The organism is Pseudomonas sp. MS646 (genome assembly GCF_036693845.1).
Classification (GTDB): domain Bacteria; phylum Pseudomonadota; class Gammaproteobacteria; order Pseudomonadales; family Pseudomonadaceae; genus Aquipseudomonas; species Aquipseudomonas chlororaphis_E.
In genome coordinates this window covers 4162042-4186709 of record NZ_CP144763.1, presented here as the reverse complement: position 1 = coordinate 4186709, position 24668 = coordinate 4162042, and the positions used below count along the sequence as shown (strand labels likewise).

Sequence of the window (24668 nt, the reverse complement as noted above, 5' to 3'; positions counted from 1 at the left end):
GATCGTGCTGCCAGGGCCCGGATCCAGCTTACCTCAAGGTCTTTGAGCCTAGTTGATTTTCGCCTCTGCGAGGGCGGCAACCGCGCGCGCCAAATGAGCCTGACTCATGGATGACTGCTTCGATGGATAAGAAGTACCGCAGAGCCGTTGACGCTGCCGCGATTTTCTCCGAAACCGATTTGAGCGGGCGCATTACCTACGTCAACGAGCCGTTCTGCCAACTGTTCGGCTATTCGCGTGACGAGCTGCTGGGGGCGAACCATCGCCTGCTCAATTCCGGCCAGCACCCTGACGAGTTCTTCAGTGCCATGTGGCGCACCATTACCTTGGGGCAGGTCTGGAAAGGCGAGATCTGCAACCGGGCCAAGGACGGTACGTTGCATTGGGTCGATACCACCCTGGTGCCGGTGATCGACGACGATACGGGGCAAATCGAGCGCTACCTGGCGATTCGCTTTGACGTCAGCGAAAAGCGCCGGCTGCTGCACTCGTTGCAATGGCGAGTCGGCCATGACGTGCTGACAGGCTTGCCCAATCGCACTTACCTTTCCGAATTGCTGGACCAGGCCCTGGCGTTTTCCCGGGCGGAAAACCTGCCCCTGGCGGTCTGCATGCTCGATCTCGATGGATTCAAGGCCGTCAACGACGGGCATGGCCATGCCAGTGGCGATCAACTGTTGGTGGAGGTCGCCCGGCGCCTGCGTAGCATTGTGCGTGGCGAGGACGTGGTCGCGCGGCTGGCTGGGGATGAATTTGTGCTGGTGTTGCGCCATGTGCGCGGCATCGATGAACTGAACGCGGCGTTGAACCGGGTGTTGATCGCCGTTTCCATGCCGTATGCCATTGATGGCAAGAGCGTCAAGGTCTTCGCCAGCATCGGCGTCACGCTGTTCCCGTGGGATGACGAAGACGCCGAGACCTTGTTGCGCCACGCCGACCAGGCGATGTACGTGGCCAAGCAAAGCGGCCGCAACCGTTTCCACCTGTTCGATGTATCCCGCGACAAGGAAGTGCGCGCCACCTATCAAACGGTCGAGCGGGTACGGCAGGCACTGGTGAACGATGAGTTGCGCCTGCATTTCCAGCCCAAGGTCAACATGCGCAGTGGCACCGTGGTCGGCCTGGAGGCGTTGCTGCGCTGGAAGCATCCGCAACGGGGCCTGGTGCCGCCTGGGGAGTTCCTGCCGCTGGTGGAGGAAACCGACCTGATCGTCGAGATCGGCGAGTGGGTCATGGGGCAGGTCCTGACCCAACTGCAACAGTGGCAGCAAGCGGGGCAGGGGTGGCCGGTGAGCATCAATATCTCGGCCCGGCATTTCCAGCGGGCGGACTTCGTCGAGCGGCTGCGGCAGGTGCTGGAGCGGCATCCGGCGGTATCGCCGCGCTTGCTGGACCTGCAGATCGTCGAGTCCGTCGCCGTGGAAAACCTCGTCAATGTCAGCGCCTGCCTCCAGGCCTGCCAGGCGCTGGGTGTAAGGTTTTCACTGGGCGGCTTCGGCACCGGTTTTTGTTCGCTCAATGACCTCAAGCACTTGCGCACGCAAACCATCAAGATCGACAAGGCGTTCGTCCGTGACATCCTGCATGATCAGGATGATCTGGCGCTGACCGAAGCGGTAATTGGCCTGGCCCGGGCGTTTGGCCGCGAGGTCGTGGCCGAGGGGCTGGACAGCCTCGAACATGGGCAACTGCTGTTGCGCCTGGGCTGCGAGGTCGCCCAGGGGTACTTCATTGCCCGGCCCATGCCGGCCGAACGGGTGCCGGGCTGGGTGTCGGGCTTCAGTCCACCGACGCAATGGCGGCAGCGACCGGACGGTCAAGGCGATCGGGTGTCGCTCGCCGACTCCACGTCGCGACCGGTGTAGAGCTGGATGATCGCGTCGATTTCCCCTGACAGTTTCATTTTCAACAGGGTACGCAGGATGCGTTGGGCGGGGATTGTCGGATCGTTGCGCACATAACAGCTCAGTTCCCGCTCCTGGAGCACCGCTACCTCCTGTAATTGCCGTTCTGCGGCGTGCCGTTGATTGAACCAGTCCAGCGCCCATTGGTTGCTCACCGCATAGCGATACCGCCCGGCCAGCAGTTTCGCCAGCACCTGGTCCTGGCTACGGGCGTCGTCCCGCCGTAGCTGGCCGCTGTCGAACAGCGGTTGCAAGGTTGGGTAGGAATAACTGAGCACGGTGCCGATGGGTTGCGGTTCCAGTCGCGCCGGTACCACGCGCTCGGGGCCGCCAGGGGGGCCGACGAGCAGGTCGCGCTGGAAGAACAACGGGATGCTCCAGAGGTAATTGCGACTGTCGTCATGCACCCATTCCGGGGTGACATAACAGCGCAAGTCGGTTTCACCGTTTTTCATGGCGCCGTCAAGGCGGGCGCGGGACAGCACGTGGAATTCGGCCGGCATGCCGACCTGGGTGGCCAGGCTGATCATGATGTCGGGCAATATGCCCTGGGTCGGACGGCCGCGTTCGATCTGCACCATGGGCATGGCCCAGCCGTCGGTGATGGCGATACGCAAGGGTACTTCTTCTGCCAGACAACTGGTCCCCAGCAACAGCAAAGCCCCCATGGCTGTGCGCATAAACTCTCCTGACCAAGCCAAACCGTGTCGACAACCGAGCCCCAGACCCAAGCTTAGACATATTAGACGAGCGCACCGGATGCAATTTCGCCCCTGCTCCGCTAGCATTAGCCGCTTATGTTCCTTCGTTGCGACGGTTTTCGATGAGTTATCAGGTTCTTGCACGTAAATGGCGTCCGCGCTCGTTCCGCGAAATGGTCGGCCAGACCCATGTGCTCAAGGCTCTGATCAATGCCTTGGACAGCCAGCGGCTGCACCACGCCTACCTGTTTACCGGAACCCGTGGCGTGGGCAAGACCACGATCGCGCGGATCATCGCCAAATGCCTGAACTGTGAAGCCGGTATCACTTCGACCCCGTGTGGCGAGTGTTCGGTCTGCCGGGAAATCGACGAAGGCCGTTTCGTCGACCTGATCGAGATCGACGCCGCCAGTCGCACCAAGGTCGAGGACACCCGCGAGCTGCTCGATAACGTGCAGTACGCCCCGAGCCGTGGGCGCTTCAAGGTCTACCTGATCGACGAAGTGCACATGCTCTCCAGTCATTCCTTCAACGCGTTGCTCAAGACCCTCGAAGAGCCGCCGCCCTACGTCAAGTTCATCCTGGCGACCACCGACCCGCAGAAACTTCCTGCGACGATCCTGTCCCGTTGCCTGCAGTTCTCCTTGAAGAACATGACCCCGGAGCGGGTGGTCGAGCACCTGACCCACGTCCTGGGCGTGGAGAACGTGCCTTTCGAAGACGATGCATTGTGGCTGCTCGGTCGCGCCGCCGATGGCTCGATGCGCGATGCCATGAGCCTGACCGACCAGGCCATCGCGTTCGGCGAAGGCAAGGTCATGGCGGCCGATGTGCGGGCCATGCTCGGCACCCTCGATCATGGCCAGGTCTATGACGTGTTGCAGGCGCTGATCGAAGGCGATGCCAAGGCTCTGCTCGAAGCCGTGCGTCACTTGGCCGAGCAAGGCCCGGACTGGAGTGGCGTGCTTTCGGAAATCCTCAACGTGCTGCACCGGGTCGCCATCGCCCAGGCCTTGCCCGAGGGCGTCGACAATGGCCACGGCGACCGTGACCGGGTGCTGGCCCTGGCTCAGGCACTGCCGGCCGAAGACGTACAGTTCTACTACCAGATGGGCCTGATCGGCCGACGCGACCTGCCCCTGGCGCCGGACCCGCGCGGTGGCTTCGAAATGGTCCTGCTGCGGATGCTCGCGTTCCGCCCGGCCGACACGGCGGACGCCCCGAGGCAACCGCTAAAGCCAGTGGGGATCAGCCAGGCCACAGCTGATTCCGCCAAGCCAGTGGCTGCCGCGCCCGTCGTTGCGCCGGCAGTGGCTTCTGCTCCGCCAGCGCCGGCCCCGGTCCCGACGCCGGTCGTCGCACCTGCCGCGCCCGAGCCTGAGACAGTGCTCGAGGCCGAACCTGAGCCTGAACCCGAGCCAGTCGCCGAAGCGGTGATCGATTTGCCCTGGAACGACCCGGTCGAGCCGCCCATCGTCCAGCAGCCAGCGGTGGAGCCCGTACTGGAAACCGTCGCCGAGCAGCCCGAGTTGCCGCCGATGCCCTTGCCGACACCCGACAGCGTGGTGCCCGAGGCGCCCGAGTGGGTCGCCGCCCCGGTGCCGGAGCCGACAGTGGCCGACGTCGCGATCGCCACGCCGGGCGTGGACCTGGATGACGAACCGCCGCTGGACGAAGACTACATCGAGCCGGACCTGGACTCGGCTTACAGCTACCTGGACGAGCTGGCCAGCGAGCACGCCGCCGAACCGGCTCCCGAGCCTGAACCGGAACCGGCGGCGATGCCGGCCACCGGGCTGGCCTTGCAATGGCTGGAGCTGTTCCCGAAACTGCCGATCACCGGCATGACCGGCAGCATCGCCGCCAACTGCACGTTGATTTCCGTGGAAGGGGACCACTGGTTGCTGCACCTGGACCCGGCCCACAGCGCATTGTTCAACGCCACCCAACAGCGTCGCCTGAACGAGGCGTTGAACCAGTACCACCAGCGCACCCTGACGCTGAGCATCGAGCTGATCAAGCCTGAGCAGGAAACCCCGGCCCAGGCCGCGTCCCGTCGCCGTGCCGACCGTCAGCGCGAGGCCGAGGAGTCGATCCACGGTGATCCGTTCATCCAGCAGATGATGCAACAGTTCGGCGCGGTGGTGCGTCACGATACTATCGAACCTGTCGAGGCCCCGGTCACCCAGGGCTCATAACTGAGGGCGCCGGCCGAACGGGCCGACGTTTTGTTTACCCAAGTACTTTCGAGGTGATTCCCATGATGAAAGGTGGCATGGCCGGCCTGATGAAGCAGGCGCAGCAGATGCAGGAAAAAATGGCCAAGATGCAGGAAGAGCTGGCCAACGCCGAAGTCACCGGCAAGTCCGGCGGCGACATGGTGACCGTGGTCATGACCGGCCGCCATGACATCAAGCGCGTCAGCATCGACCCGAGCGTGGTCGAAGGCCTGAGCGAAGATGACAAGGAAATGCTCGAAGCGCTGTTCGCCGCTGCCGTGAACGACGCGGTGCGCAAGATCGAAGCCAACAGCCAGGACAAGATGTCCGGCATGACCGCTGGCATGCAACTGCCACCGGGCATGAAACTGCCGTTCTGATTCGCCATCCCGTTCGGGATGGGCTACACACAATGCCAGGCATCGCGCCTGGCATTTTTGTTTCTGCTGCGCAGCGGGCATCGTTGTGGGAGCGAGCCTGCTCGCGAAGGAGTCCCTGCGAACAAACATCGAACGCCACCCCCCCGGCAATGGTCTGCTCCCTATAGCGGTTCACTCAACGATCAAGGAGACGCTTCCATGTCACAAGCATCGACCTCCAACCAGCGCATCGTCCTCGCGTCCCGTCCCAAGGGGGCTCCCACCGCGGAGAACTTTCGCATCGAGCAAGTGACGTTGCCTGACCTGGCGGACGGACAAATCTTGCTCAAGACCTTGTTCCTGTCCCTCGACCCCTACATGCGTGGGCGAATGAGCGATGCGCCTTCCTACGCGGCGCCGGTGCAAATCGACGAGGTGATGACGGGTGGGGCGGTCAGTCGCGTGGAGCGTTCGCGGCACCCGAAATTCCAGGAGGGCGACCTGGTGGTCGGGGCCACGGGCTGGCAGAGCCACAGCATCAGCGACGGACGCAACGTGATCCCTGTCCCGTCCGGGCTGCCCAGTCCGTCGATGGCCCTGGGCGTGTTGGGCATGCCAGGCATGACCGCCTACATGGGACTGATGGACATCGGCCAACCCAAGGCCGGGGAAACCCTGGTGGTGGCGGCAGCCTCGGGTGCCGTCGGTTCGGTGGTCGGCCAGGTGGCGAAGATCAAGGGCCTGCGTGTGGTCGGCGTGGCCGGCGGTGATGAGAAATGCAAGTACGTGGTCGACGAGCTCGGGTTCGACGCCTGTATCGATCACCGCAGCGAACATTTTGCCGAAGAACTGGCCCAGGCCTGTGACAAGGGCATCGACATCTATTACGAAAACGTCGGCGGCAAGGTCTTCGATGCCGTGGTGCCATTGCTCAACGCCAAGGCACGGATTCCACTCTGTGGCCTGATCGCCTCCTACAACGAACATCAGCCGCCCAGGGGCCCGGATCGCTTGCCGCAATTGCAGCGGACGTTGCTGACCAAGCGCGTGCGGATACAGGGCTTCATCGTGTTCGACGACTACGGTGACCGGCAGCCGGAGTTCATCAGCGCCATGGCGCCCTGGGTCCGGGACGGCAAGGTCAAGTTCCGCGAAGACGTGGTCGATGGCCTGGAAAATGCGCCGCAAGCCTTCATCGGCCTGCTGGAAGGGCGCAACTTCGGCAAGTTGGTGGTACGGGTCGCTCAGGATTGAGTATTTGACGCTAATCGGAGGCGCGGGTATAAACCGCGTCTCGTTGTCATGTCGGACATTTCCTCGATGAGCTTCAGCCCTTTGATTCGCCAACTGATCGATGCCCTGCGAACCTTGCCGGGTGTAGGTCAGAAAACTGCCCAGCGCATGGCGTTGCAATTGCTCGAGCGTGATCGCAGTGGCGGTTTGCGTTTGGCCCAGGCCCTGAGCCAGGCCATGGAGGGGGTCGGGCATTGCCGTTTGTGCCGCACCCTCACCGAAGATGACCTGTGCCCGCAATGCGCCGATTCGCGCCGGGACGACAGCCTGTTATGCGTCGTGGAAGGGCCGATGGATGTGTACGCGGTGGAGCAGACCGGGTTCCGCGGGCGCTATTTCGTGCTCAAGGGGCATTTGTCGCCGCTCGATGGCCTGGGACCGGAAGCCATCGGCATCCCTCAATTGATCGCGCGCATCGACGAGGCGGGCACGTTCACCGAAGTCATCCTCGCCACCAACCCCACGGTCGAAGGTGAGGCCACCGCCCATTACATCGCCCAACTGCTGAACAACAAGGGCCTCATCGCCTCTCGCATCGCCCATGGCGTGCCGCTGGGCGGGGAGCTTGAGTTGGTGGACGGCGGGACGCTGGCGCACTCGTTTGCCGGGCGCAAGCCGATTACCCTCTGACAAACACCCGAAAACTCCTGTGGGAGCGGGCTTGCCCGCGAAAGCGGTGGATCAGCCACATTTATCTGGCAGACACACCACTTTCGCGAGCAAGCCCGCTTGTGTCTGAGTAAGGGAATAAACTCTGGGGTGAGAGGGGTAGATGGCAAGCTGTGAGTCCGCGGTGCTTGAAGCACGAGTGGGAGCAAAGCTGCCATCTACCTTTCTACTCTGGCCCATAAGCCCGAACAGTTGGACGAGCGGCACTCGAATCACAAGCGTGGGCAAAGCCAGAGCACTCTCATTTCTGAGTGTAAGAGGGTTTTGCCATGATTTCCTGGGTCGGTATCGATATATCCAAATCAAATCTCGTCGTTTGGGTTCGACCACAGAACCAAGGCTACGAGGTCCCCAATACGCCTGAGGGTTTTGCACAACTGGTCGAACAGCTAAGCCCGTACACGATTGGCCGGGTGTTACTGGAAGCCACGGGCGGCTATGAACGAAAGGTTATGGCAGCACTGCAGGAGGCAGGTTTCAATGTGCTCAGGATCAACCCTCGTCGGGCTAGAGCCTTCGCCGTAGCAATGGGCAAGAATGCCAAGACCGACCCCATCGATGCGGCTGTTCTTGCCGATTTTGCCGAAGCTCTGCATGCGTCTCACGAAAAGCCCATTTCACCTGAGCGTGAAGCACTGCGGGAGCTGATTCAGCTGCGCGAACACTTCGTCCAGCAACGAGATGACAACAAGCGCCGGCTACAGCAGGCTCAGCTTCCGGCGGTTATCGAGGTGATCAAAGATCATATTCGCTACCTGCAAATCCAAATCAAGCAGTTTGGCAAAGCCATTAATCAAAGCATGCGTAAGCTGGATGCGGAGAAAGCCGACCGACTCACATCAGTTAAAGGGATCGGCACTGTGGCGACTGCTAGTTTGTTGGTTTACCTGCCTGAGCTCGGTGAGCTTGATCGCAGAGAGATCGCGTCCCTGGCGGGAATCGCCCCCTACAACGACGACAGTGGCAATCACAGCGGCAAACGTCAGATTTACGGAGGAAGAGCGCGGGTCAGACGTGCGCTTTATATGTCGTGCTGGGTTGTCATCCGCTATCACGCCGACTTCAAGGCCCGGTACGAAGCACTTCGAGGGCGAGGCAAGAGCGCGAAAGTCGCGCTCATCGCCTGCATGCGAATATTGCTAATCAGACTGAATGCCATGCTTCGAGACGGCACTGAATGGCGGTGACGGGTGGCAGAGGTAAGACAGTTGCTCCCACAGTCGATTAGCGTTCGCTCAGGGAAAACTGCGTCAGGCAATACGTAGGGATGCCCATGTCTTCCAGGCGCTGGGAGCCCAGCAGTTCCGGCAGGTCAATGATCGCTGCCGCCTCGTGGACCTTGGCGCCCATGCGGCGGATCAGGTTGGCGGCGGCGATCAGCGTGCCGCCGGTGGCGATCAGGTCATCGAACATAACCACCGAGTCCCCTTCGCACAGGCTGTCGGCGTGCACTTCCAGGAAGGCTTCGCCGTATTCGGTCTGGTAACCCTCGGCCAGCACGTCCGCTGGTAGCTTGCCTTGCTTGCGAAACAGCACCAGCGGTTTGTTCAGTTGATAGGCCAGGATCGAGCCGATCAGGAAGCCGCGCGCGTCCATCGCACCGATGTGGGTGAACTCGGCCTCGACATAGCGGTGGGCGAAGCTGTCCATCACCAGGCGCAGGGCGGTCGGGGACTGGAACAGCGGAGTAATGTCGCGAAAGATCACGCCCGGCTTGGGGAAGTCGATCACGGGGCGGATCAGGGATTTGATGTCGAAGGAATCGAAGACCATCGTCGAAGTGTCCTGGCAGGGCTGCAAACGCGGCAGTATAGCGCGGCTAGGGCAATCCCTCAGCCGCGCTCGTCCATCAACCGTCGATCGAGCCGCCGGCCAGGGCGCAGAGCTGGATTGGGTCGAGGATGTGAATTTCCTTGCCTTCGGCGGCAATCAATTCGTTCTGCTGGAAGCGGGTGAAGACCCGGGACACGGTTTCCACCGCCAGGCCCAGGTAGTTGCCGATTTCGTTGCGCGACATGCTCAGACGGAACTGGTTGGCCGAAAAGCCCCGGGCGCGAAACCGTGCGGAGAGGTTCACCAGGAACGTGGCGATGCGCTCGTCGGCGGTTTTTTTCGAGAGCAGCAGCATCATCTGCTGGTCGTCGCGGATTTCCCGGCTCATCACCCGCATCAACTGGCGACGCAACTGCGGCAATTGCAGCGCCAGTTCGTCGAGGCGTTCGAACGGGATTTCGCACACCGAAGTGGTTTCCAGCGCCTGGGCCGAAACCGGGTGGCTCTCGGTGTCCATGCCTGACAGGCCGACCAGCTCGCTGGGCAGGTGGAAACCGGTGAGCTGTTCTTCGCCGCCATCGCTCAGGTTGAAGGTTTTCAAAGCGCCCGAGCGCACGGCGTAGACGGAATCGAAGGTGTCGCCCTGGCGGAACAGGAATTCTCCTTTTTTCAACGGGCGTCCCCGTTTAACGATCTCGTCCAGCGCGTCCATGTCCTCCAGGTTCAACGAAAGTGGCAGGCAGAGGGGGGCCAGGCTGCAATCCTTGCAATGAGCCTGGTTGTGGGCGCGCAGTTTGACTGGCTCGGACATTTCTTAAATCCTTGTGGGAAAACACACATAGGCCGTAAGGGTACCCCAGCACAGGGGGTTGGGCCAGTGTGGTTTTACCGTCAAATTGTCGCGCTTAGATGACGCGGGAAAATCTTTGTCGGGTGTGCTGCTCCAGATAGGCGTCAAAAACCATGCACACGGCGCGCACCAGCAGGCGTCCGGCGGGCAGCACGGCGATGTGGTGGTCGTCGAGTTCGATCATGCCGTCCTGCGCCATGCTGAGCAATTGCGGCCACAGCGGTGCGAAGTAGGCGCGAAAATCGATGCCGAAGGCGTGCTCGATGTCGGCGAAGGTCAGGTCGAAATGGCAGATCAACTGCTGGATCACCGCGCGCCGCAGGCGGTCGTCGGCGTTGCAGATCAACCCGCGGCTGGTCGCCAGTTGGCCGTCGGCGAGGGTGTTCTGGTAATGGGCCAGGTCGCTGCTGTTCTGGCAATACACGTCGCCGATCTGGCTGATGGCCGATACGCCGAGGCCGATCAGGTCGCAATGGCCGTGGGTGGTGTAGCCCTGGAAGTTGCGTTGCAGGGTGGCTTCTTCCTGGGCGATCGCCAGGTCGTCGTCGGGCAGGGCGAAGTGGTCCATGCCGATGTAGCGGTAGCCGGCCGCGGTCAGTTGTTCGATGGTGCCTTGCAGCATCGCCAGTTTCTGCTCCGGGTTGGGCAGGTCCTGGCCGTTGATGCGCCGTTGGGGCATGAAGCGTTCCGGCAGGTGGGCGTAGTTGAACACCGAAAGACGGTCCGGTTGCAGGTGGATGACTTCTTCGACGGTGCGGGCGAAGTTTTCCGGGGTCTGCTTGGGCAGGCCGTAGATCAGGTCGATGTTGATCGAACGGAACTGCAAGGTGCGCGCGGCTTCGATCACGGCGCGGGTTTCGTCCAAGCTTTGCAGGCGGTTGACCGCGCGTTGCACGGCGGGATCGAGGTCTTGCAGGCCGACGCTGACCCGGTTGAACCCCAGCTCCCGCAACAGCCCCATGGTCGACCAGTCGGCTTCCCGGGGATCGATTTCGATGCCGTAGTCGCCCGAATCGTCGTCCAGCAGGTTCAGGTGCTTGCGCAGCTTGCCCATCAGTTGGCGCAGTTCGTCGTGACTGAGGAAGGTCGGGGTGCCACCGCCCAAGTGCAACTGCTCCACCCGCTGGGCCGGGTCCAGGTGACAGCCGATCAGTTGGATTTCCTGCTCCAGGCGTTGCAGGTAGGCGTGGGCACGGCCCCGGTCCTTGGTGATGACTTTGTTGCAGGCGCAGTAGTAGCAAATGTTCGCGCAGAACGGCACATGCACATACAGCGACAGTGGTCGCAGGGCCTTGCGGCTGTCACGCAGGGCGTGGAGCAGGTCGAAGGTGCCCACCTGGCTGCCGAACTGCGCCGCAGTCGGGTACGAGGTGTAGCGCGGTCCCGCCAGGTCGTAGCGGCGGATCAGGTCTGAGTCCCAACGAATGGCGTCGAGCATGCGGGCGTTCCCCGGATAGGCTGGCATGGGCGGAGTCTAGGGGGGCCGACGGCGGGGCGTGTTGATTTGCATCAACGGGGGCGACCGGCAAGGACTGCAAGTTCTCTGTGGGAGCGGGCTTGCTCGCGAAGGCGGCGGTACATCCAACATTACCGAAACAGATAGACCGCTTTCGCGAGCAAGCCCGCTCCCATAGGGGTGGGGCGGGGAATCCCTGTCAGTGCCCCATGAGCCAATGCTGGTGCGGCCCTGGCAGCGTCCAGAGGCCGAAAAGTATCACCAGCAAGCCGCCGGCCATGCGCACGCTGCGTTTGCGCAGCAGGGCAGTGATGCGTTCGGCGGCCAGGCCGGTGGCGAGCAGCACCGGCCAGGTCCCGAGACCGAAAGCCAGCATCAGCAGGGCGCTGTCCAGCGCATTGCCCTGGCTGGCGGACCACAGCAGGGTGCTGTAGACCAGCCCGCAAGGCAGCCAGCCCCACAGCGCACCGAGCAACAAGGCCCGGGGCAGGCTCGACACCGGCAGCAGGCGGTTGGCCACGGGTTGGATGTACCGCCATAAGCCGCGGCCCAGGCCTTCGATGCGGGTCAGGCCGCTCCACCAGCCCGCCAGGTACAGGCCCATGGCGATCAACAGCAGGCCGGCCAGTATCCGCATGAACATCGCCGCCGGGCTGTTGGCCACGGCCCAGCCGGCCAGCCCGATCAACAGGCCGGCGCAGGCATAGCTCAGGATCCGTCCCAGGTTGTAGGCCAGCAGCAGCCGCAAGCGCCGGCTGCGCTGTTCCTTGGGGATCGCCAGGGTCAGGGCGCCCATCAGGCCGCCGCACATGCCCAGGCAATGGCCGCCGCCCAGCAGGCCGAGGATCACCGCCGAAACCAGCAAGGGTGCCAGGTCAAGCATGAGGCGGGGCCTTGTCGTCCGGCCCGCGGGCCTGGCCGTCGGCTTCGTCCACCGCGGCCTGGTGATTAGGGTCTTGGTCGTCGAACAGGATGCTGTGGGCCGGACCGTCGAGGTCGTCGTACTGCCCGCTGTCCACGGCCCAGAAGAAAATGTACACGGCGATGGCCACGATCAGCAGCGCGGCCGGGATCATCACGTAGAGAGCTGGCATCTGGGAACTCCATGCCCGCGCGGCTCAGGCCGGCAGCGGGCGGGTATCGGGCGTGGTGTCGAACACTGGCGTGCGAGGCTGACGGGTCAGCCTGAGCGCGTTCAACACCACGGTCAACGAACTGATGGACATGCCGACCGCCGCCCACACCGGCGTAATCCAGCCGAGGGCGGCGAACGGCAACATGAGGCCATTGTACAGGCCTGCCCACACCAGGTTCTCGATGATTACCCGGCGGGTGCGTCGGGCCAGGTTGAAGGCGTGGATCAGGGCGTCGAGGCGGTTGGACAGCAGCACGGCGTCGGCGCTGGTCTTGGCCAGGTCGGTGGCCGAACCCATGGCGACGCTGATGTCCGCCGCCGCCAGTACCGGCACGTCGTTGACCCCGTCGCCGAGCATCAGCACCTTGCGGCCCTGTTGGTGCAACTGCTGCAACACCGCCAGCTTGTCGTCCGGACGCAGGCCGCCCCGCGCCTCGTCGATGCCCAGGTCGGCGGCGACACTGGCCACCATCGGCGAACTGTCGCCCGACAACAGCAGTGTCCGCCAACCCCTGGCCTGGCAGGCGGCCAGCAGGGCCGGGGCGTCGGCGCGCAGGCGGTCGTCCAGGACGAACCAGGCCAGCGGCCCGCCGGCATCGCCCAGCAACAGCCATTGTCCGGGTTCGTCCGGCATCGTCGGTACGGTTGCGCCGCTCAATTGGCAGACGAAACCGGGTTGGCCGATGCGCAGGCGTTGCTCTTCCACCAGGCCTTCCAGGCCCAGCCCGGGGGTGCTTTGTACGTGCTCGGCGGCCACGGGCGCGCGGCCGAAGGCGCGGGCGATGGGGTGCTCGGAGCGATTTTCCAGGGCAGCGGCCAGGGCAAGGCATTGGTCGCTGTCGAGGGCGGCCAGCGGTCGGATGGCACGCAACGCCAGGCGACCTTCGGTGAGCGTGCCGGTCTTGTCGAAAATCACCGTGTCGATCTGGTTCAGGCCCTCCAGCACATGGCCGCGGGTCAACAGCAAGCCGAGCTTGTGCAGGGTGCCGGTGGCGGCGGTGAGCGCGGTCGGCGTGGCGAGGGACAGCGCGCAAGGGCAGGTGGCGACCAGCATCGCCAGCACGATCCAGAAGGCCCGGGACGCGTCCAGTTGCCACCACAGCAAGCCGATGGCCGCTGCGGCGACCAGGGAGAACAGCAAGAACCACTGGGCGGCGTGGTCGGCGATCTCCGCCAGTCGCGGTTTCTCGGCCTGGGCTCGCTCCAGCAAGCGCACGATGGCCGACAGGCGGGTGTCCTGGCCGAGCGCGAGCACCTCCACCGTCAGGGCGCCTTCGACGTTGAGCGTGCCTGCCGTGACCGCATCGCCCGCCTGGCGTGGCTGGGGCAGGTATTCGCCGGTCAGCAGCGACTCATCGATGCTGGATTGGCCCTCCAGGATCCTGCCGTCGGCCGGCAGCACCGACCCTGGATGCACCAGCACTCGGTCGCCGTTGCGCAGTTCACTGAGCAGGATCCGCTCGCTCTGGCCGTCATCCGCCAGACGCAGGCATGAGGCCGGCAACAGGTTGACCAGTTGCGCGGTGGCCGCGGCCGTGCGTTCCCGGGCCCGGCGCTCCAGGTAACGGCCGGCCAGCAGGAACAGGGCGAACATGCCCACGGCATCGAAATACAGCTCGCCGGCGCCGGTGATCGATGTCCAGATCCCGGCGATGTAGGCACTGCCGATGGCCAGGGACACCGAAACGTCCATGGTCAGGTGCCGGGTCCGCAGGTCGCGCATCGCGCCCTTGAAAAAGGGCGCACAGCTATAGAAGACGATGGGCGTGGTGAGGAACAGGGCCACCCAGCGCAGGATGGTGTGCATCTCCGGGCTCAGGTCGATGTTGAATTCCGGCCAGGTGGCCATGGTCGCCATCATCGCCTGGAACCACAGCAGGCCGGCCACGCCCAACTGGCGCAGGGCCAGGCGATTCTGGGCCGCCAGTTGCTCACTGGCCTGGTCGGCCTGGTACGGATGAGCGACGTAGCCGATCTGGCGCAACTGGGCCAGCAGCGTGCTCAGCGGCAATTGAGCGTCGGCCCAGCGCACATGCAGGCGATGATTGGACAGGTTCAGCCGCGCCTCGGCCACCGCCGGCAAGCTGCGCAGTTGCTTTTCGATCAACCAGCCGCAGGCGGCGCAACTGATGCCTTCCATCAACAGGGTGGTTTCGGCCAGCTCGCCTTCATGGTGCACGAACGACTGCTGCACGTCCGGGCGATCGTACAGCGCCAGCTCATCGGTCAACTGTACCGGCAGGGTTTCGGGGTTGGCCGACGCTTCGCTACGGTGCTGGTAATAGCTCTCCAGGCCGCCTGCGACAATCGCCTCGGCCACCGCCTGGCAACCCGGGCAGCACATCTCGCGGGTTTCACCCAGGACAACGGCGGTGAAGCGGCTGCCGGGAGGGACGGGCAGGGCGCAGTGGTAGCAGGGCTGGGGAGTGGTCATGGTTGTCGCATGAAGGCCTTTATGGCTGGGGCGTTTGCGGGTTTATGGGCGCTGTTGTGGCGAGGGTCTTGTTCCCGCTCGGCTGCGCAGCAGTCGTAGTCGGATGAGCCGGTCAGACGAAGAGCGGGGCCGCTTCGCGACCCCGCCACCCAGAAGCGATTTACTTCTTCAGGTCTTCGGCGCCTTGCAGCGGTTCATCGCCCAGCAGGATGTCCTGGCCATGGTTGACCTGTTCTTCTTCGAACAACCGCCAGGTCTTGTCGTTCTCCACCCCCAGCAATTCGACAAAGCGTCGGCCCTCGATCTTGTCCGCCAGTTGGCCGACGTAGCGACCGGGTTCGCTGTCATTGCGGGTCAGGACGATCTTGCGGTCCTTCTCCGGTTGGGTCGGGGAGATCAGGCTCAATGCCAGCGTCTGCGGGCGGCTGTTGCCGTTCAGGTGCAGGTTCACTTCGCCGGTGAAGTCGTCCAGTTGCACATTGGCATGCAGTTGCAGGGTCTGGGCCAGCAATTCGCGCTCCAGCGAACGGTTGATGCCCTTGCCAGCCTCGTAATAGTTGTCGTTGACCAGGTTGTCCGGGTTTTTCACCGCAATGGTCACCATCGTCAGGCTCAGTGTCACCGAACAGGTCAAGATCCCGATAATGATCCACGGCCAGAGGTGCTTGTACCAAGGGCTGGTGGCGGTTGCTGCAGGCATGTTCAGTTCTCTCAACGAGTTTGTGGGCCGATGAATCGGCTCTTGGCTTCAACGTGAACGCTTTCGTCATCGGCATCCTTGAGGATGAAGGTCACCTCGTTGGTGCTCGATGGCAATTGCTCCGGTGCGCTGGACAATTCGACCGGCTGGCTGAAGATCTCGCCGGCCGCGACCTTGATTTCCCTACGGCCTTGCAGCTTCAGGTCGGGCAGGCCGGCGGCTTCCAGGACGTAGGTGTGGTCGCGCTGGTCCTTGTTCATGATCTTCAGGCTGTAGACGTTCTCGATCCGCCCCTCGGCGTTTTCGCGGTACAGCACACGGTCCTTGCTGACGTCGAAACCCACCAGCGAGCGCATGAAGAACGCCGCCACCAGCAAGCTGATCATGGCCAGCAGCACCAGGGCGTAGCCGATCAGGCGCGGACGCAGTTTATGGGTTTTTTGCCCGGACAGGTTGTGTTCGGTGGTGTAGCTGATCAGGCCGCGGGGGTAATCCATCTTGTCCATGATGTTGTCGCAGGCGTCGATGCAGGCCGCGCAGCCGATGCACTCGATCTGCAGACCGTCGCGGATGTCGATCCCGGTCGGGCAGACCTGGACGCACATGGTGCAGTCGATGCAATCGCCCAGGCCCAGGGCCTTGTAGTCGACGCCTTTCTTGCGCGGGCCACGGCTTTCGCCGCGACGCGGGTCGTAGGAAACGATCAGGGTGTCCTTGTCGAACATCACGCTCTGGAAACGAGCGTAAGGACACATGTAGATACACACTTGTTCGCGCAGCCAGCCGGCGTTGCCGTAGGTGGCGAGGGTGAAGAAACCGACCCAGAAGTACGACCAGCCGTCGGCCTGGCCGGTGAAAAACTCGAACACCAGCTCGCGGATCGGTGTGAAGTAACCGACGAAGGTCATGCCGGTGACGAAGCCGATCAGCAACCAGAGGCTGTGCTTGGCGAACTTGCGCAGGAACTTGTTGGCCCCCATGGGCGCCTTGTCGAGCTTGATGCGTTGGTTGCGGTCACCCTCGGTAACCTTCTCGCACCACATGAAGATCCAGGTCCACACGCTTTGCGGACAGGTATAGCCGCACCAGACTCGTCCGGCATAGACGGTGATGAAAAACAGCCCGAAGGCGGCAATGATCAGCAGCCCGGACAGCAGGATGAAGTCCTGGGGCCAGAAGGTCGCGCCAAAAATAAAGAATTTGCGTTCAGGCAGGTTCCACCAGACGGCCTGGTGGCCGCCCCAGTTCAACCAGACCGTACCGAAGTACAGCAGGAACAGGACTGCTCCACCCACCATCCGCAGGTTGCGGAACAGGCCGGTGAAGGCACGGGTGTAGATTTTTTCCCGAGAGGCGTACAGGTCGACGCTTTTGTTCGCGTCCTTGGCAGGCGGGGTGACGTCATGTACCGGAATCTGATTACTCATCAAAATGCATCCCACGGCAGTGGAAAAGTGCCAAGGCCAGTACGTGCCGACCACGGTCACAAAGGGGTGTTGCAGTGGCGCAATGATACGCCTGTCGCTCTAGCTCAAGGGTGCGACCTTTGGTCGCGTTGGGCGCAAGGGTCGAATGGTGTAGCGGATGTAACAAGTCATGATCCAGATCAATTGACTTGTCGAGTATAGCCGTCCAGCCGCGGCGGACGGCGCCAATGGGAACCCCCTTTGACGCCGCTTGAAAGGCTACCGGACCTCAACGGTGTGACTGGCGACAGGATTGCGCCAGTCGTTGTCGGCAATGATGTGCACGGTCAGGTGTTTCCTGTCGTCGGAGAGCTTGGCATGCAGCCAGGTTTTCCGGACAGCCGAGCCGCTGGTGAACAAAGGCACGTCGCCGTAGGTGTAGTTGGGCGGATGGGCCCCGGGCTTGTTGTTCCCATCGACGGAAAATACAGCGGTCACGCCATGATCCTCGATCAATTGCTTGAAACGGGTGATCTCAGCCACCGGGACTGGCCAGCGGAACGGCTGGTTCAGGCTCAACAGAATGATTTTTCCCTGAGAGCGCGCCTGTTGCAGGTCGCGCTCCAGCCAATCGAGGGACGCGGTAATTTCGTAGGCGGTGGTATTGAACACGGCGTGGGTGGAAAAATTCACCGAATACGTGGGTTGGTTATGCAATTGAACCAGGTGCACATCGCCAAAATCCCTGGCATAGGCCAGGCTCCCATACCAGGTTTTCGTCAGGCCTGAAGCCCTGGCCGACAAGTCCATGTTCCGGGTTTTTCCCCAGTAGCGTTCTTTGAAGTCGTCGACACTTCCGGCCGCACAACTGGCGCAACTTTCGACATTGAAGTCGTAGTCATGATTGCCCAGGCCGTAGTCGTAGATATTGTTCAGTTTGTTCTGCAAAACCGTCTTGATATAAGAACGCTCGCTGGCCTGACCTGACCGGGTCAAGTTGCCGTTGATCATGACAGGCACCGCGGCGGGTCCTCCTGATTGCGCACGGAACTCGGCGATGCTGGTGTACTGCGCGTCGATCAGCCAGCGGGAGCGGGACGCCGTGTCGCTGGCCGATTCGGCCTCACCGTTTTCGGATTTTTCGCTGGAGGGGTACTTCGGGCTGGCGGCAAATACGATAGCACTGGGTGCTACATCCGCCGCCAATGAATGAGCGGCCGGCACGCCGTAGAGCACTAACAAGGCGGATAGAAGTTTCAAGTCAGTCAGTTTTTTCATGGAAATCCTTTTCTATGAATAATGGATGTTTGTTCCAGGGGCGACTGTAGCGAGATGAACTTACGCGTGCCAGAGTGGAGGGCGGTGGCATTGATAGTGTTTGTGTCAGTGAGATAACAGGACAATTTCGGTGGCGTACATCCGGAAGATCTTCGCTGAGCCACGAAGATGCTTCGCTTGGGGAAGTACAGCCTGCCCTGGCTAAATTCGCCGCAATTTTACTGCCTGTACAGGATGTTGTAGAACGAAGCGGGGTCGTCATTTAGCAAAGACAGGTCATGACCCGTGGGGATTTTTTCGAACAGCGCTTTGGTGACGCTCATGCGACGTAGGATGATGGCCTCCAGCAGCTTACCAAACAGCACCTCATCATTGACGTATTTCTTCAGTTTCAGGAGTTCACGGGGTCGGTTTTTCAGGATGTGAAAGGAGTAGTTCATCAGAATCATGTTCGAGACGAACAGGTTTTCCGTTGATTGGAGCGGGTTGATTGTATCAATCAACGCGTTGAGTACCCGCTGCCTGTCCTGAGCATAAGTGTTCAGGAAAAGGTCGGGATACATGAGCTCGCTGTGACGGTCATTGAGCTTGAAGCGATAAGTGTCTGCGTCAGGTTCGGTCAGTAACCGGATAACGGCTGTCTGATAGTTTTTCAAATGGCTCAGCAGCTCATGCTCTTTCCTGGCATCCGCCTTGATCGTTCTGTAGACCAGGTCGATGATCTCCAGAAAAGGCACAGGCCCCAAGGCATCGGTCGTCATCATCAATTGATGACCCTCGATGCTGAACCGACGATACACCTCGTCGTCGATGCTCAACTCGAAGAGCAGGAACCTGAACATGTGGTTTCTGAGTTGCGCATTGGAATCGATCGTGCTGTTCTTCAAGCTGATCAACTGGATCAAGTAGAAGAAAATAAAATAGTCCTTGTTGGTTCGTTGGCGGTTGTCGATCTCAAGTAGGTAACCAAGGCGTGAGAGAACCAGAAGCAGGGCATAGCAATCCAATTCCGTGAAACCGATTTTCGCCATGGATTTTTCGAAAGCGCTTACTGAAAACAAATCGTGCCAACGGCTCACGCTGAAGGCTGAGCCGTTGCGTTTCCTGGCCACGACTCGGAGTAATGAGGGCTCGTCTTCTTCATAGAAAATGGCGCCCAGCGCCTTAGGGTAGGGGCGGGCGTTCAGGAAATTTTCAAGCTTATAGGAGAGGAGGTTGAATATGTCCATTTAGCCTTACCCACATGTCTTCCACTTTCCATTCGGGCCTTTTTTCTCGACACGAAATGACGTGATGGTTTTATTGAATTTATCCAACAACCGGAAACCGATTCCTCTGGCCTTGGGTTCATTCGTTTTGGAAAGCACGCCATCTTTCAACCCGGTCTCCTTATAGTCAACAGTAGAGATATCTTTGTGGTTATTGAGCATGCTGACCCCTTCATTGTTGACGGTAGCGACGACTCGATATTTTTCATTGCCTGGGTTGAATCCTGGGTTGCTGTCTTGATTGACCCAAACCGCCTTCTCTCCCCGGATATTCGGTACCAAGCCCCCTTTACCGCCATTGGCGGCCTTTGAGGAAACCGTTTCGCTTTCGCCCATGTAGCGGATAATCTCGTTTTCTTTCAACCCCAGTGGGTCGATCCAGGTAAACGGATTCGGTGAGTAGCGATAGAGATTAAGGCTACCGGTCAGGCCCAGAGGGTCGGGCGTAGTAAAGCGTCCGATGTCGGGGTCGTAAAAGCGAAAGGTGTTGTAGTGCAGGCCAGTTTCCCGATCCAGATATTGCCCTTGGAATCGAAGGTTCTGTTCTTCGACGTAATACGGTTCACGCACCTCCTCAAAAGTGTTGCCCCATACTTGATAGCGGGCATGCCACAGCGGATGCCCGTCATTTTCCGTCAAGGCGTATGGCTGGCCATTGGGATCGTTGTGGTAATGGCGAATGCGTTGATTCTCTTCGATGCCATCGACCCTTGCCAAGGGCTCGTGACCGTTATCAGCGTAGAGGTACAGGCTGGTCAGGCCACTTTTTTGCTCTTTTAGTAATTGCAGACCATCCCAGTCGAAGCGCGTGGAAGCGATGAGTTGACCTTTGCTGTCATGTTCAGTTTTCCCAATCCTTCGGCCCAAGGGGTCATAGCGCATCCTGACGACGCTTTCTCCCTCCACTTTCTGCGTTCGAACCTCAATCAGACGATGATCCGAGTCATATCTGAATCGTTGCAACCCGTGCCGTTGGCTGCGTTTTTCTATTATTCGTCCGAAGCCGTCGTATCGATAACGCTTATCCTGATAAGTCAGCAATTGGTTGTGCATAACCCGTCCGGCTGCGCCCCGGGAGCCGTCGAGGAGATTGGCAGCCGCATCGAAGGAGAACGTTTCATTCTGTCCTTGGCGGCTTCCCTGGCTCGCCATGATTCGTCCCGTCGCGTCGTAGTGCAGCAGTTGACGTTGCTGACCTTGTGGCAGTCGTTCGAGGCGTCCTACAAGATGATCGCTGGGGTCGAATTCAAAATGGATCTGTTCGGCATTGGCCATCGGCGAAGAAGGGCTTGCGAGGCGGCGTTGGCGACTGCGTAGGCGTCCGCTACGGTCGTAGTCGCTACGCGTGTGGATTTGGCCTTGCGTGCGCATCACCTCACGATGCAGCCGGTCACGTTCGAAATCGCTGATGACTTGACCGTCAAGATTGATCTGATGCAGGTGGCCACTGCCGTAGTAGAGGCGGTTAATCCAGCGACCGTCAGGGAGTCGGGTTCGGATGAGATTGCCGAGTTCGTCGTAATGGTGCTGCAAAAGCCCTGTCGAACTCTGTTCTTCAATCAAATATCCCAACGCGTCATAAGCGAAGCCCAATCGCTGTTCATCGCCATCTTTATTGGCAGTGACGGCTTCGATCAATTGGTTCAGCGGGCTATAGCTGTACCGAGACTGTCCGTCAGGCGTGAGTCGAGTGATTAGTCGGCCTACCGCATCGCGTTCCAAATGCTGGACGATGGGTTCTTCGAGGGGTTGATGATCATTTCGCAGCGCTGCGACGGTCTCGACTCTTGTTACGTGGTCAAGAGCGTCGTAGGTGTAACGTTTGACGCTGCCATCGAGATTGCGCTGTTCAGCCAGCCGATCCCCGGCATCCCAGGCAAACCGATAGCTTTCCCCATTCTCATTGACCAGGGCCTGCAGTCGTCCGTAGCTGTCGTACGCAAACTGCACCTGCCGGCCCTGGGCATCGGTGCGCTGGCGCACTTGGCCGCGGCGGTTGTGTTGGTAGAGCGTGGTGTGTCCGGCCGGGTCGGTGTAGCCGGTGAGCTGGCCGGCGGCGTCGCGCTGGTAATGCTCGGTGCGCCCGTCCGGCAACTGGCTGCTGAGCAGGCGGCCCTGAGCGTCATAGCTGAACTGGGTGCGTTCGCCGAGGGCATCGGTGATGGTTTGCAGATAGCCGCGCGAGTCGTAGCTGAAGCGCGTCGGGTAGCCTGAGCAATCGATGTGCTCGACGAGTTGCCCGAACGGGTTCCAACGCAGCTTCTTACGCTTGCCGGTGGCGTCGATGATCTCGATGACCTGGCCGTGGGCGTCGTAGCGGTAGCGGGTGACGTGGCCCAACGGGTCGGTCTCGGCGATGCAGTTGCCCCGCGAGTCGTAACGATACTGCCAGCCGTTGCCGGCGGCGTCGGTGTCCACCAGCGGCAAGGCCCAGTGTTCGAGCCACAGAGTGGAATCGCTGCGGCCCAAGGGGTCGGTTTCGCTGACCAGGTTGCCGGCTTCGTCGTAGCTGAAGGCATAGCCGCCGCCCTGCGGGTCGGTGGCGCTGAGTAACTGGCGTTCGTCGTTCCACTCGAACAGCCAGGTCTGGCCGAGGTTGTCGGTTGAACGGATGATCTGGTGCTGGTTGTTCCAGTGGCGGGTGCTGGTGCGTTGCAAGCTGTCGGTGATGCACGTGGTACCGGCCGCCAGGTCATAGTCGAACTGATAGGTGTCACCTTCGTCGGTCCAATGCCGGATTACGCGCCATTCCTGGTTCTCGATCAGCGCCCATTCGTAGAAGCAGCGCAGGCCGGTGGGCAGTTGGTGCTCCACCATGCGCCGCTCGGCGTCGTAGCGGAAGCGCCGTTGCACCTGGCCGGTGGCGTCGCGTACTTCGGCGAGGTTGTTCGCCGCGTCGTAGGCGTAGCTGACCAGCATGTCCCGCGACTGGTCGGGGTAGAGGCGCTCGATGCGCGTGACACGCTCGCCTTCGCGGATCAGTTCGACCTGCACCAGGTCGAAGGTGTCGCGCAGGCGCACCAGGCGTCCGGCGTCGTCATAGTCGAGGTGGATGCGGTTGTCGTTGCGGTCGCCCAGTTGGCTCAGGCGCAGAAGCGCGGCCCGGCCCGGGGTCGGCTCGAACAGGCGGTACAGGCCGTCGTCGCTTTCGATCAACAACTGGCCGTTGACGTGCCGGCGCACGGCGAGGCCTTCGCCGGCGCTGAACACCGCGCCGCCCGAGGGGATCGCGCCCATGTCGATAGGGCGGGCCTGTTCGTCGGTGTAGATCAGGGTTTCGCCGCCGTCAGGGTGGGGGAGGATCTCCACGCAGACTTCATAGGCCACACTCCAACCGGCGCCGAACAACGTATCACGGCGCTCGTCGCGGCTGTTGTAGAAACGTTGCCAGTCGATCGGCAGGATGCCGGGCAGGGCGAAGTCCAGCTCTTCATCGCGCCCCAGTACCTTGGCCCCGGTGGCGGCGTGTACTGGGTTCGACGAACCCATGGCAGCGTTGGCTGCTGCGCCCATTGCGCTGCTGACGGCCATCGACGCGGCGGCACCGGCCAGCATGCACGGCAGCTTACTGAAAAACTTGCCTTTGCCGCCCTTGAGCATCAGCAGCGCCGTGACCGCCAGCCCCACGCCCGGGGTCTTGCCGCTGCGGATCTCGCGCACCACCACAGTACCGCCGCCGATGGTCACGTCAGGGGAAATCAGCCCCGATGACACAACCTTGGCGTCGCAAGTGCTGCGGTCACCGCTGCGCACGGCGGGCTGGCCGTTGATGGTGACCTTGTCCGAGCCTTCGGCCAAAAACTGCGGCGGCATCGGCGGGTGCTTCAGGCAGGTGATCATGTCCAGCGGCTTGGGCACGGCGCCGGGCGCGGGCGTGGCGACGGTGGGGCGCCACATCTGCGAGAAGAAGCTCTCGGCCATGTCCAGGTAGCTGGGCTCGGGCTGCGGCTCCTCGAGTTCGGTGCCGGCGGGTGCGACATGGGACTCGATGGCGCCGGCGGCGCGGGCGGCGGGGATGTTGTTGGTCAGGGTGTTGGTGGCGCCAGTGAGGATGTTGGCCTGCACCGTGGGCGGAAAGAGCGCGTTGCCAATGCCCTCGCATAAATGGCTCAAGCCTTTGTCGGCTCCGGTCTTGCTCATGGCGATGCCGACTACTGCACCGACCACCGCGCCAAGCAGGAAGCAACCGAGCCCACCGGTGGCCACGGTGATGCCCGTGGCGGCCACCACGGCGGCGGTGGCCAGGGCCGTGATGGCGATGTTCGCGGCTACTTCGAGCACACCACCGAGGATGTCGGCCATCATCGAGGTGTGTTCCAGCGCATCGCCCAGGCGGGCAGCCCAAAGTGCGTCAGACATGCCGGAGCCCAGGATGTTTGACGGCCATTTGCTTGAAGGGGTCTATACCTATCACTACGCCTGTCTCCTTGGCGATGAGTTGAGGATCCGTTGTAACGTTATTTCAGCTTGACCACGGATTGAGCAGCGCCACGCCACTGCCCTGGAAATCGTTCACGTTGCGGGTGACCAAGGTCAGCCCGTGGACCAGCGCGGTTGCGGCGATCAGTGCGTCGCATTCATTGCAGCGGTCCGGTACCTGCAGCCGGGCGCAGCGCAGCGCGACGGCGCGGTCGATCGTCAGGATTCTACCTGCGAACGCAGGCAACACATGGTTATCCAGCCATTCACGCAAGCGGCTGCCTTGAACGGGGTCTTTGCGTTCGAAGCGCAATACGCCGGTTTCCAGTTCCAGTACGGTAATCGCCGAGACATACAGGCTGGGGGCAGGAACGCTGCGCGCCCAGGCTTGGACGTTTCTATCTGCTTGAGGTTTGCGCAGTTCCGAAATGACGTGGGTATCGAGTAAGAACATTCAGGACAGGTTCACCGAGCGGGGAGTGATGACGGCTCGCTCGGTCTCGAAGTCGATATCCGGCGCATCGGGCATGACCAGCAACTCGACAATGCTGGCGTTGACGCCGGTCAGTTTCTGGTACTCCTCAATGCTTAGCAGCACGTGGGCCGGCTTGCCACGGTCGGTGATGATAACCGGCCCGTCGCGGGTGGCTTTTTTGGCACCACTTGTGTCGTGGTTGAATTCACGGCTGGAGAGTGTGGTGATGGACATGGCGGTGCCCCTCATTGAGCTTGAATGTAGGCACGTTACTACTTGCGCCAATGGCCGACAAGCGCAGCAGGACAGGTTTCGCGACACCGAGAACG

General features: G+C 61.5%; 20 protein-coding genes. 6 read left to right on the top strand and 14 right to left on the bottom strand.

Features of this window, described 5'->3' with window-relative positions; genetic code table 11:
* Nucleotides 1-122: 122 nt before the first annotated feature.
* Nucleotides 123-1865 carry a GGDEF and EAL domain-containing protein gene (locus V3H56_RS18305; RefSeq protein WP_047737802.1) on the top strand — a complete coding sequence of 581 codons (1743 nt, stop codon included), beginning with the start codon at nt 123-125 and terminating at the stop codon, nt 1863-1865.
* Here V3H56_RS18305 and V3H56_RS18300 read toward each other — a convergent pair.
* The gene (locus tag V3H56_RS18300; RefSeq protein ID WP_042728035.1) at nt 1817-2584 is read right to left on the bottom strand and encodes a transporter substrate-binding domain-containing protein; all 768 of its coding nucleotides are present in this window, start codon (nt 2582-2584) and stop codon (nt 1817-1819) included. The two genes, V3H56_RS18305 and V3H56_RS18300, sit on opposite strands and share 49 nt — an antisense overlap.
* A gap of 143 nt (nt 2585-2727) precedes the next feature.
* Between V3H56_RS18300 and dnaX the strand changes: the two genes are divergently transcribed.
* The 5 genes from dnaX to V3H56_RS18275 all read left to right on the top strand — a co-directional run bounded on the left by dnaX (nt 2728) and on the right by V3H56_RS18275 (nt 8332).
* Entirely contained in the window at nt 2728-4803 is a 2076-nt protein-coding gene (dnaX, locus tag V3H56_RS18295; RefSeq protein ID WP_338473726.1) for a DNA polymerase III subunit gamma/tau, read from the top strand.
* 62 nt (nt 4804-4865) lie between these two features.
* Nucleotides 4866-5204: a YbaB/EbfC family nucleoid-associated protein gene (locus V3H56_RS18290; protein WP_003183512.1), complete on the top strand. Its 339-nt coding sequence runs from the start codon at nt 4866-4868 to the stop codon at nt 5202-5204.
* A 198-nt stretch (nt 5205-5402) separates the two neighbouring features.
* Nucleotides 5403-6437 carry an NADP-dependent oxidoreductase gene (locus V3H56_RS18285; RefSeq protein WP_338473725.1) on the top strand — a complete coding sequence of 345 codons (1035 nt, stop codon included), beginning with the start codon at nt 5403-5405 and terminating at the stop codon, nt 6435-6437.
* A gap of 66 nt (nt 6438-6503) precedes the next feature.
* Nucleotides 6504-7106 carry a recombination mediator RecR gene (gene recR / locus V3H56_RS18280; RefSeq protein ID WP_042728052.1) on the top strand — a complete coding sequence of 201 codons (603 nt, stop codon included), beginning with the start codon at nt 6504-6506 and terminating at the stop codon, nt 7104-7106.
* 308 nt (nt 7107-7414) lie between these two features.
* Nucleotides 7415-8332 (top strand): IS110 family transposase, encoded by a 918-nt coding sequence (locus V3H56_RS18275; RefSeq protein WP_047737935.1) that lies wholly within the window; start codon nt 7415-7417, stop codon nt 8330-8332.
* Between the two features lie 37 nt (nt 8333-8369).
* Here the strand turns inward: V3H56_RS18275 and V3H56_RS18270 are convergent, their stop codons facing one another.
* The 13 genes from V3H56_RS18270 to V3H56_RS18210 form a co-directional block, all read right to left on the bottom strand.
* Entirely contained in the window at nt 8370-8918 is a 549-nt protein-coding gene (locus tag V3H56_RS18270; RefSeq protein ID WP_053149526.1) for an adenine phosphoribosyltransferase, read from the bottom strand.
* Between the two features lie 76 nt (nt 8919-8994).
* Complete coding sequence (fnr, locus tag V3H56_RS18265) at nt 8995-9729, bottom strand: fumarate/nitrate reduction transcriptional regulator Fnr (RefSeq protein ID WP_042728031.1); 735 nt, start codon at nt 9727-9729, stop codon at nt 8995-8997.
* Between the two features lie 94 nt (nt 9730-9823).
* A complete protein-coding gene (gene hemN / locus V3H56_RS18260; protein ID WP_123579755.1) occupies nt 9824-11206 on the bottom strand; it encodes an oxygen-independent coproporphyrinogen III oxidase in 1383 nt (460 codons plus the stop codon).
* Between the two features lie 217 nt (nt 11207-11423).
* Entirely contained in the window at nt 11424-12107 is a 684-nt protein-coding gene (locus tag V3H56_RS18255; RefSeq protein WP_338473724.1) for a sulfite exporter TauE/SafE family protein, read from the bottom strand.
* Nucleotides 12100-12318, bottom strand: a complete 219-nt coding sequence (gene ccoS / locus V3H56_RS18250; RefSeq protein ID WP_042728028.1) for a cbb3-type cytochrome oxidase assembly protein CcoS — start codon at nt 12316-12318, stop codon at nt 12100-12102. The genes V3H56_RS18255 and ccoS overlap by 8 nt, the downstream gene beginning before the upstream one ends.
* 24 nt (nt 12319-12342) lie before the next feature.
* Nucleotides 12343-14793, bottom strand: coding sequence for a heavy metal translocating P-type ATPase (locus tag V3H56_RS18245; protein WP_338473723.1), 2451 nt, complete (start codon nt 14791-14793; stop codon nt 12343-12345).
* A gap of 160 nt (nt 14794-14953) precedes the next feature.
* Nucleotides 14954-15493 carry a FixH family protein gene (locus V3H56_RS18240; RefSeq protein WP_338473722.1) on the bottom strand — a complete coding sequence of 180 codons (540 nt, stop codon included), beginning with the start codon at nt 15491-15493 and terminating at the stop codon, nt 14954-14956.
* Between the two features lie 11 nt (nt 15494-15504).
* The gene (ccoG, locus tag V3H56_RS18235; protein WP_042728025.1) at nt 15505-16920 is read right to left on the bottom strand and encodes a cytochrome c oxidase accessory protein CcoG; all 1416 of its coding nucleotides are present in this window, start codon (nt 16918-16920) and stop codon (nt 15505-15507) included.
* 258 nt (nt 16921-17178) lie between these two features.
* Nucleotides 17179-18177 (bottom strand): phosphoesterase, encoded by a 999-nt coding sequence (locus V3H56_RS18230; protein ID WP_338473721.1) that lies wholly within the window; start codon nt 18175-18177, stop codon nt 17179-17181.
* A gap of 218 nt (nt 18178-18395) precedes the next feature.
* On the bottom strand, nt 18396-19406 hold the full coding sequence (locus V3H56_RS18225) for a hypothetical protein (protein ID WP_042728023.1): 1011 nt from the start codon (nt 19404-19406) through the stop codon (nt 18396-18398).
* A gap of 6 nt (nt 19407-19412) precedes the next feature.
* Complete coding sequence (locus tag V3H56_RS18220) at nt 19413-23804, bottom strand: RHS repeat-associated core domain-containing protein (protein WP_338473720.1); 4392 nt, start codon at nt 23802-23804, stop codon at nt 19413-19415.
* A 103-nt stretch (nt 23805-23907) separates the two neighbouring features.
* Nucleotides 23908-24318 carry a type II toxin-antitoxin system VapC family toxin gene (locus V3H56_RS18215; protein ID WP_338473719.1) on the bottom strand — a complete coding sequence of 137 codons (411 nt, stop codon included), beginning with the start codon at nt 24316-24318 and terminating at the stop codon, nt 23908-23910.
* Nucleotides 24319-24573, bottom strand: coding sequence for a type II toxin-antitoxin system Phd/YefM family antitoxin (locus tag V3H56_RS18210; protein ID WP_053149578.1), 255 nt, complete (start codon nt 24571-24573; stop codon nt 24319-24321).
* Between the last annotated feature and the right edge of the window lie 95 nt (nt 24574-24668).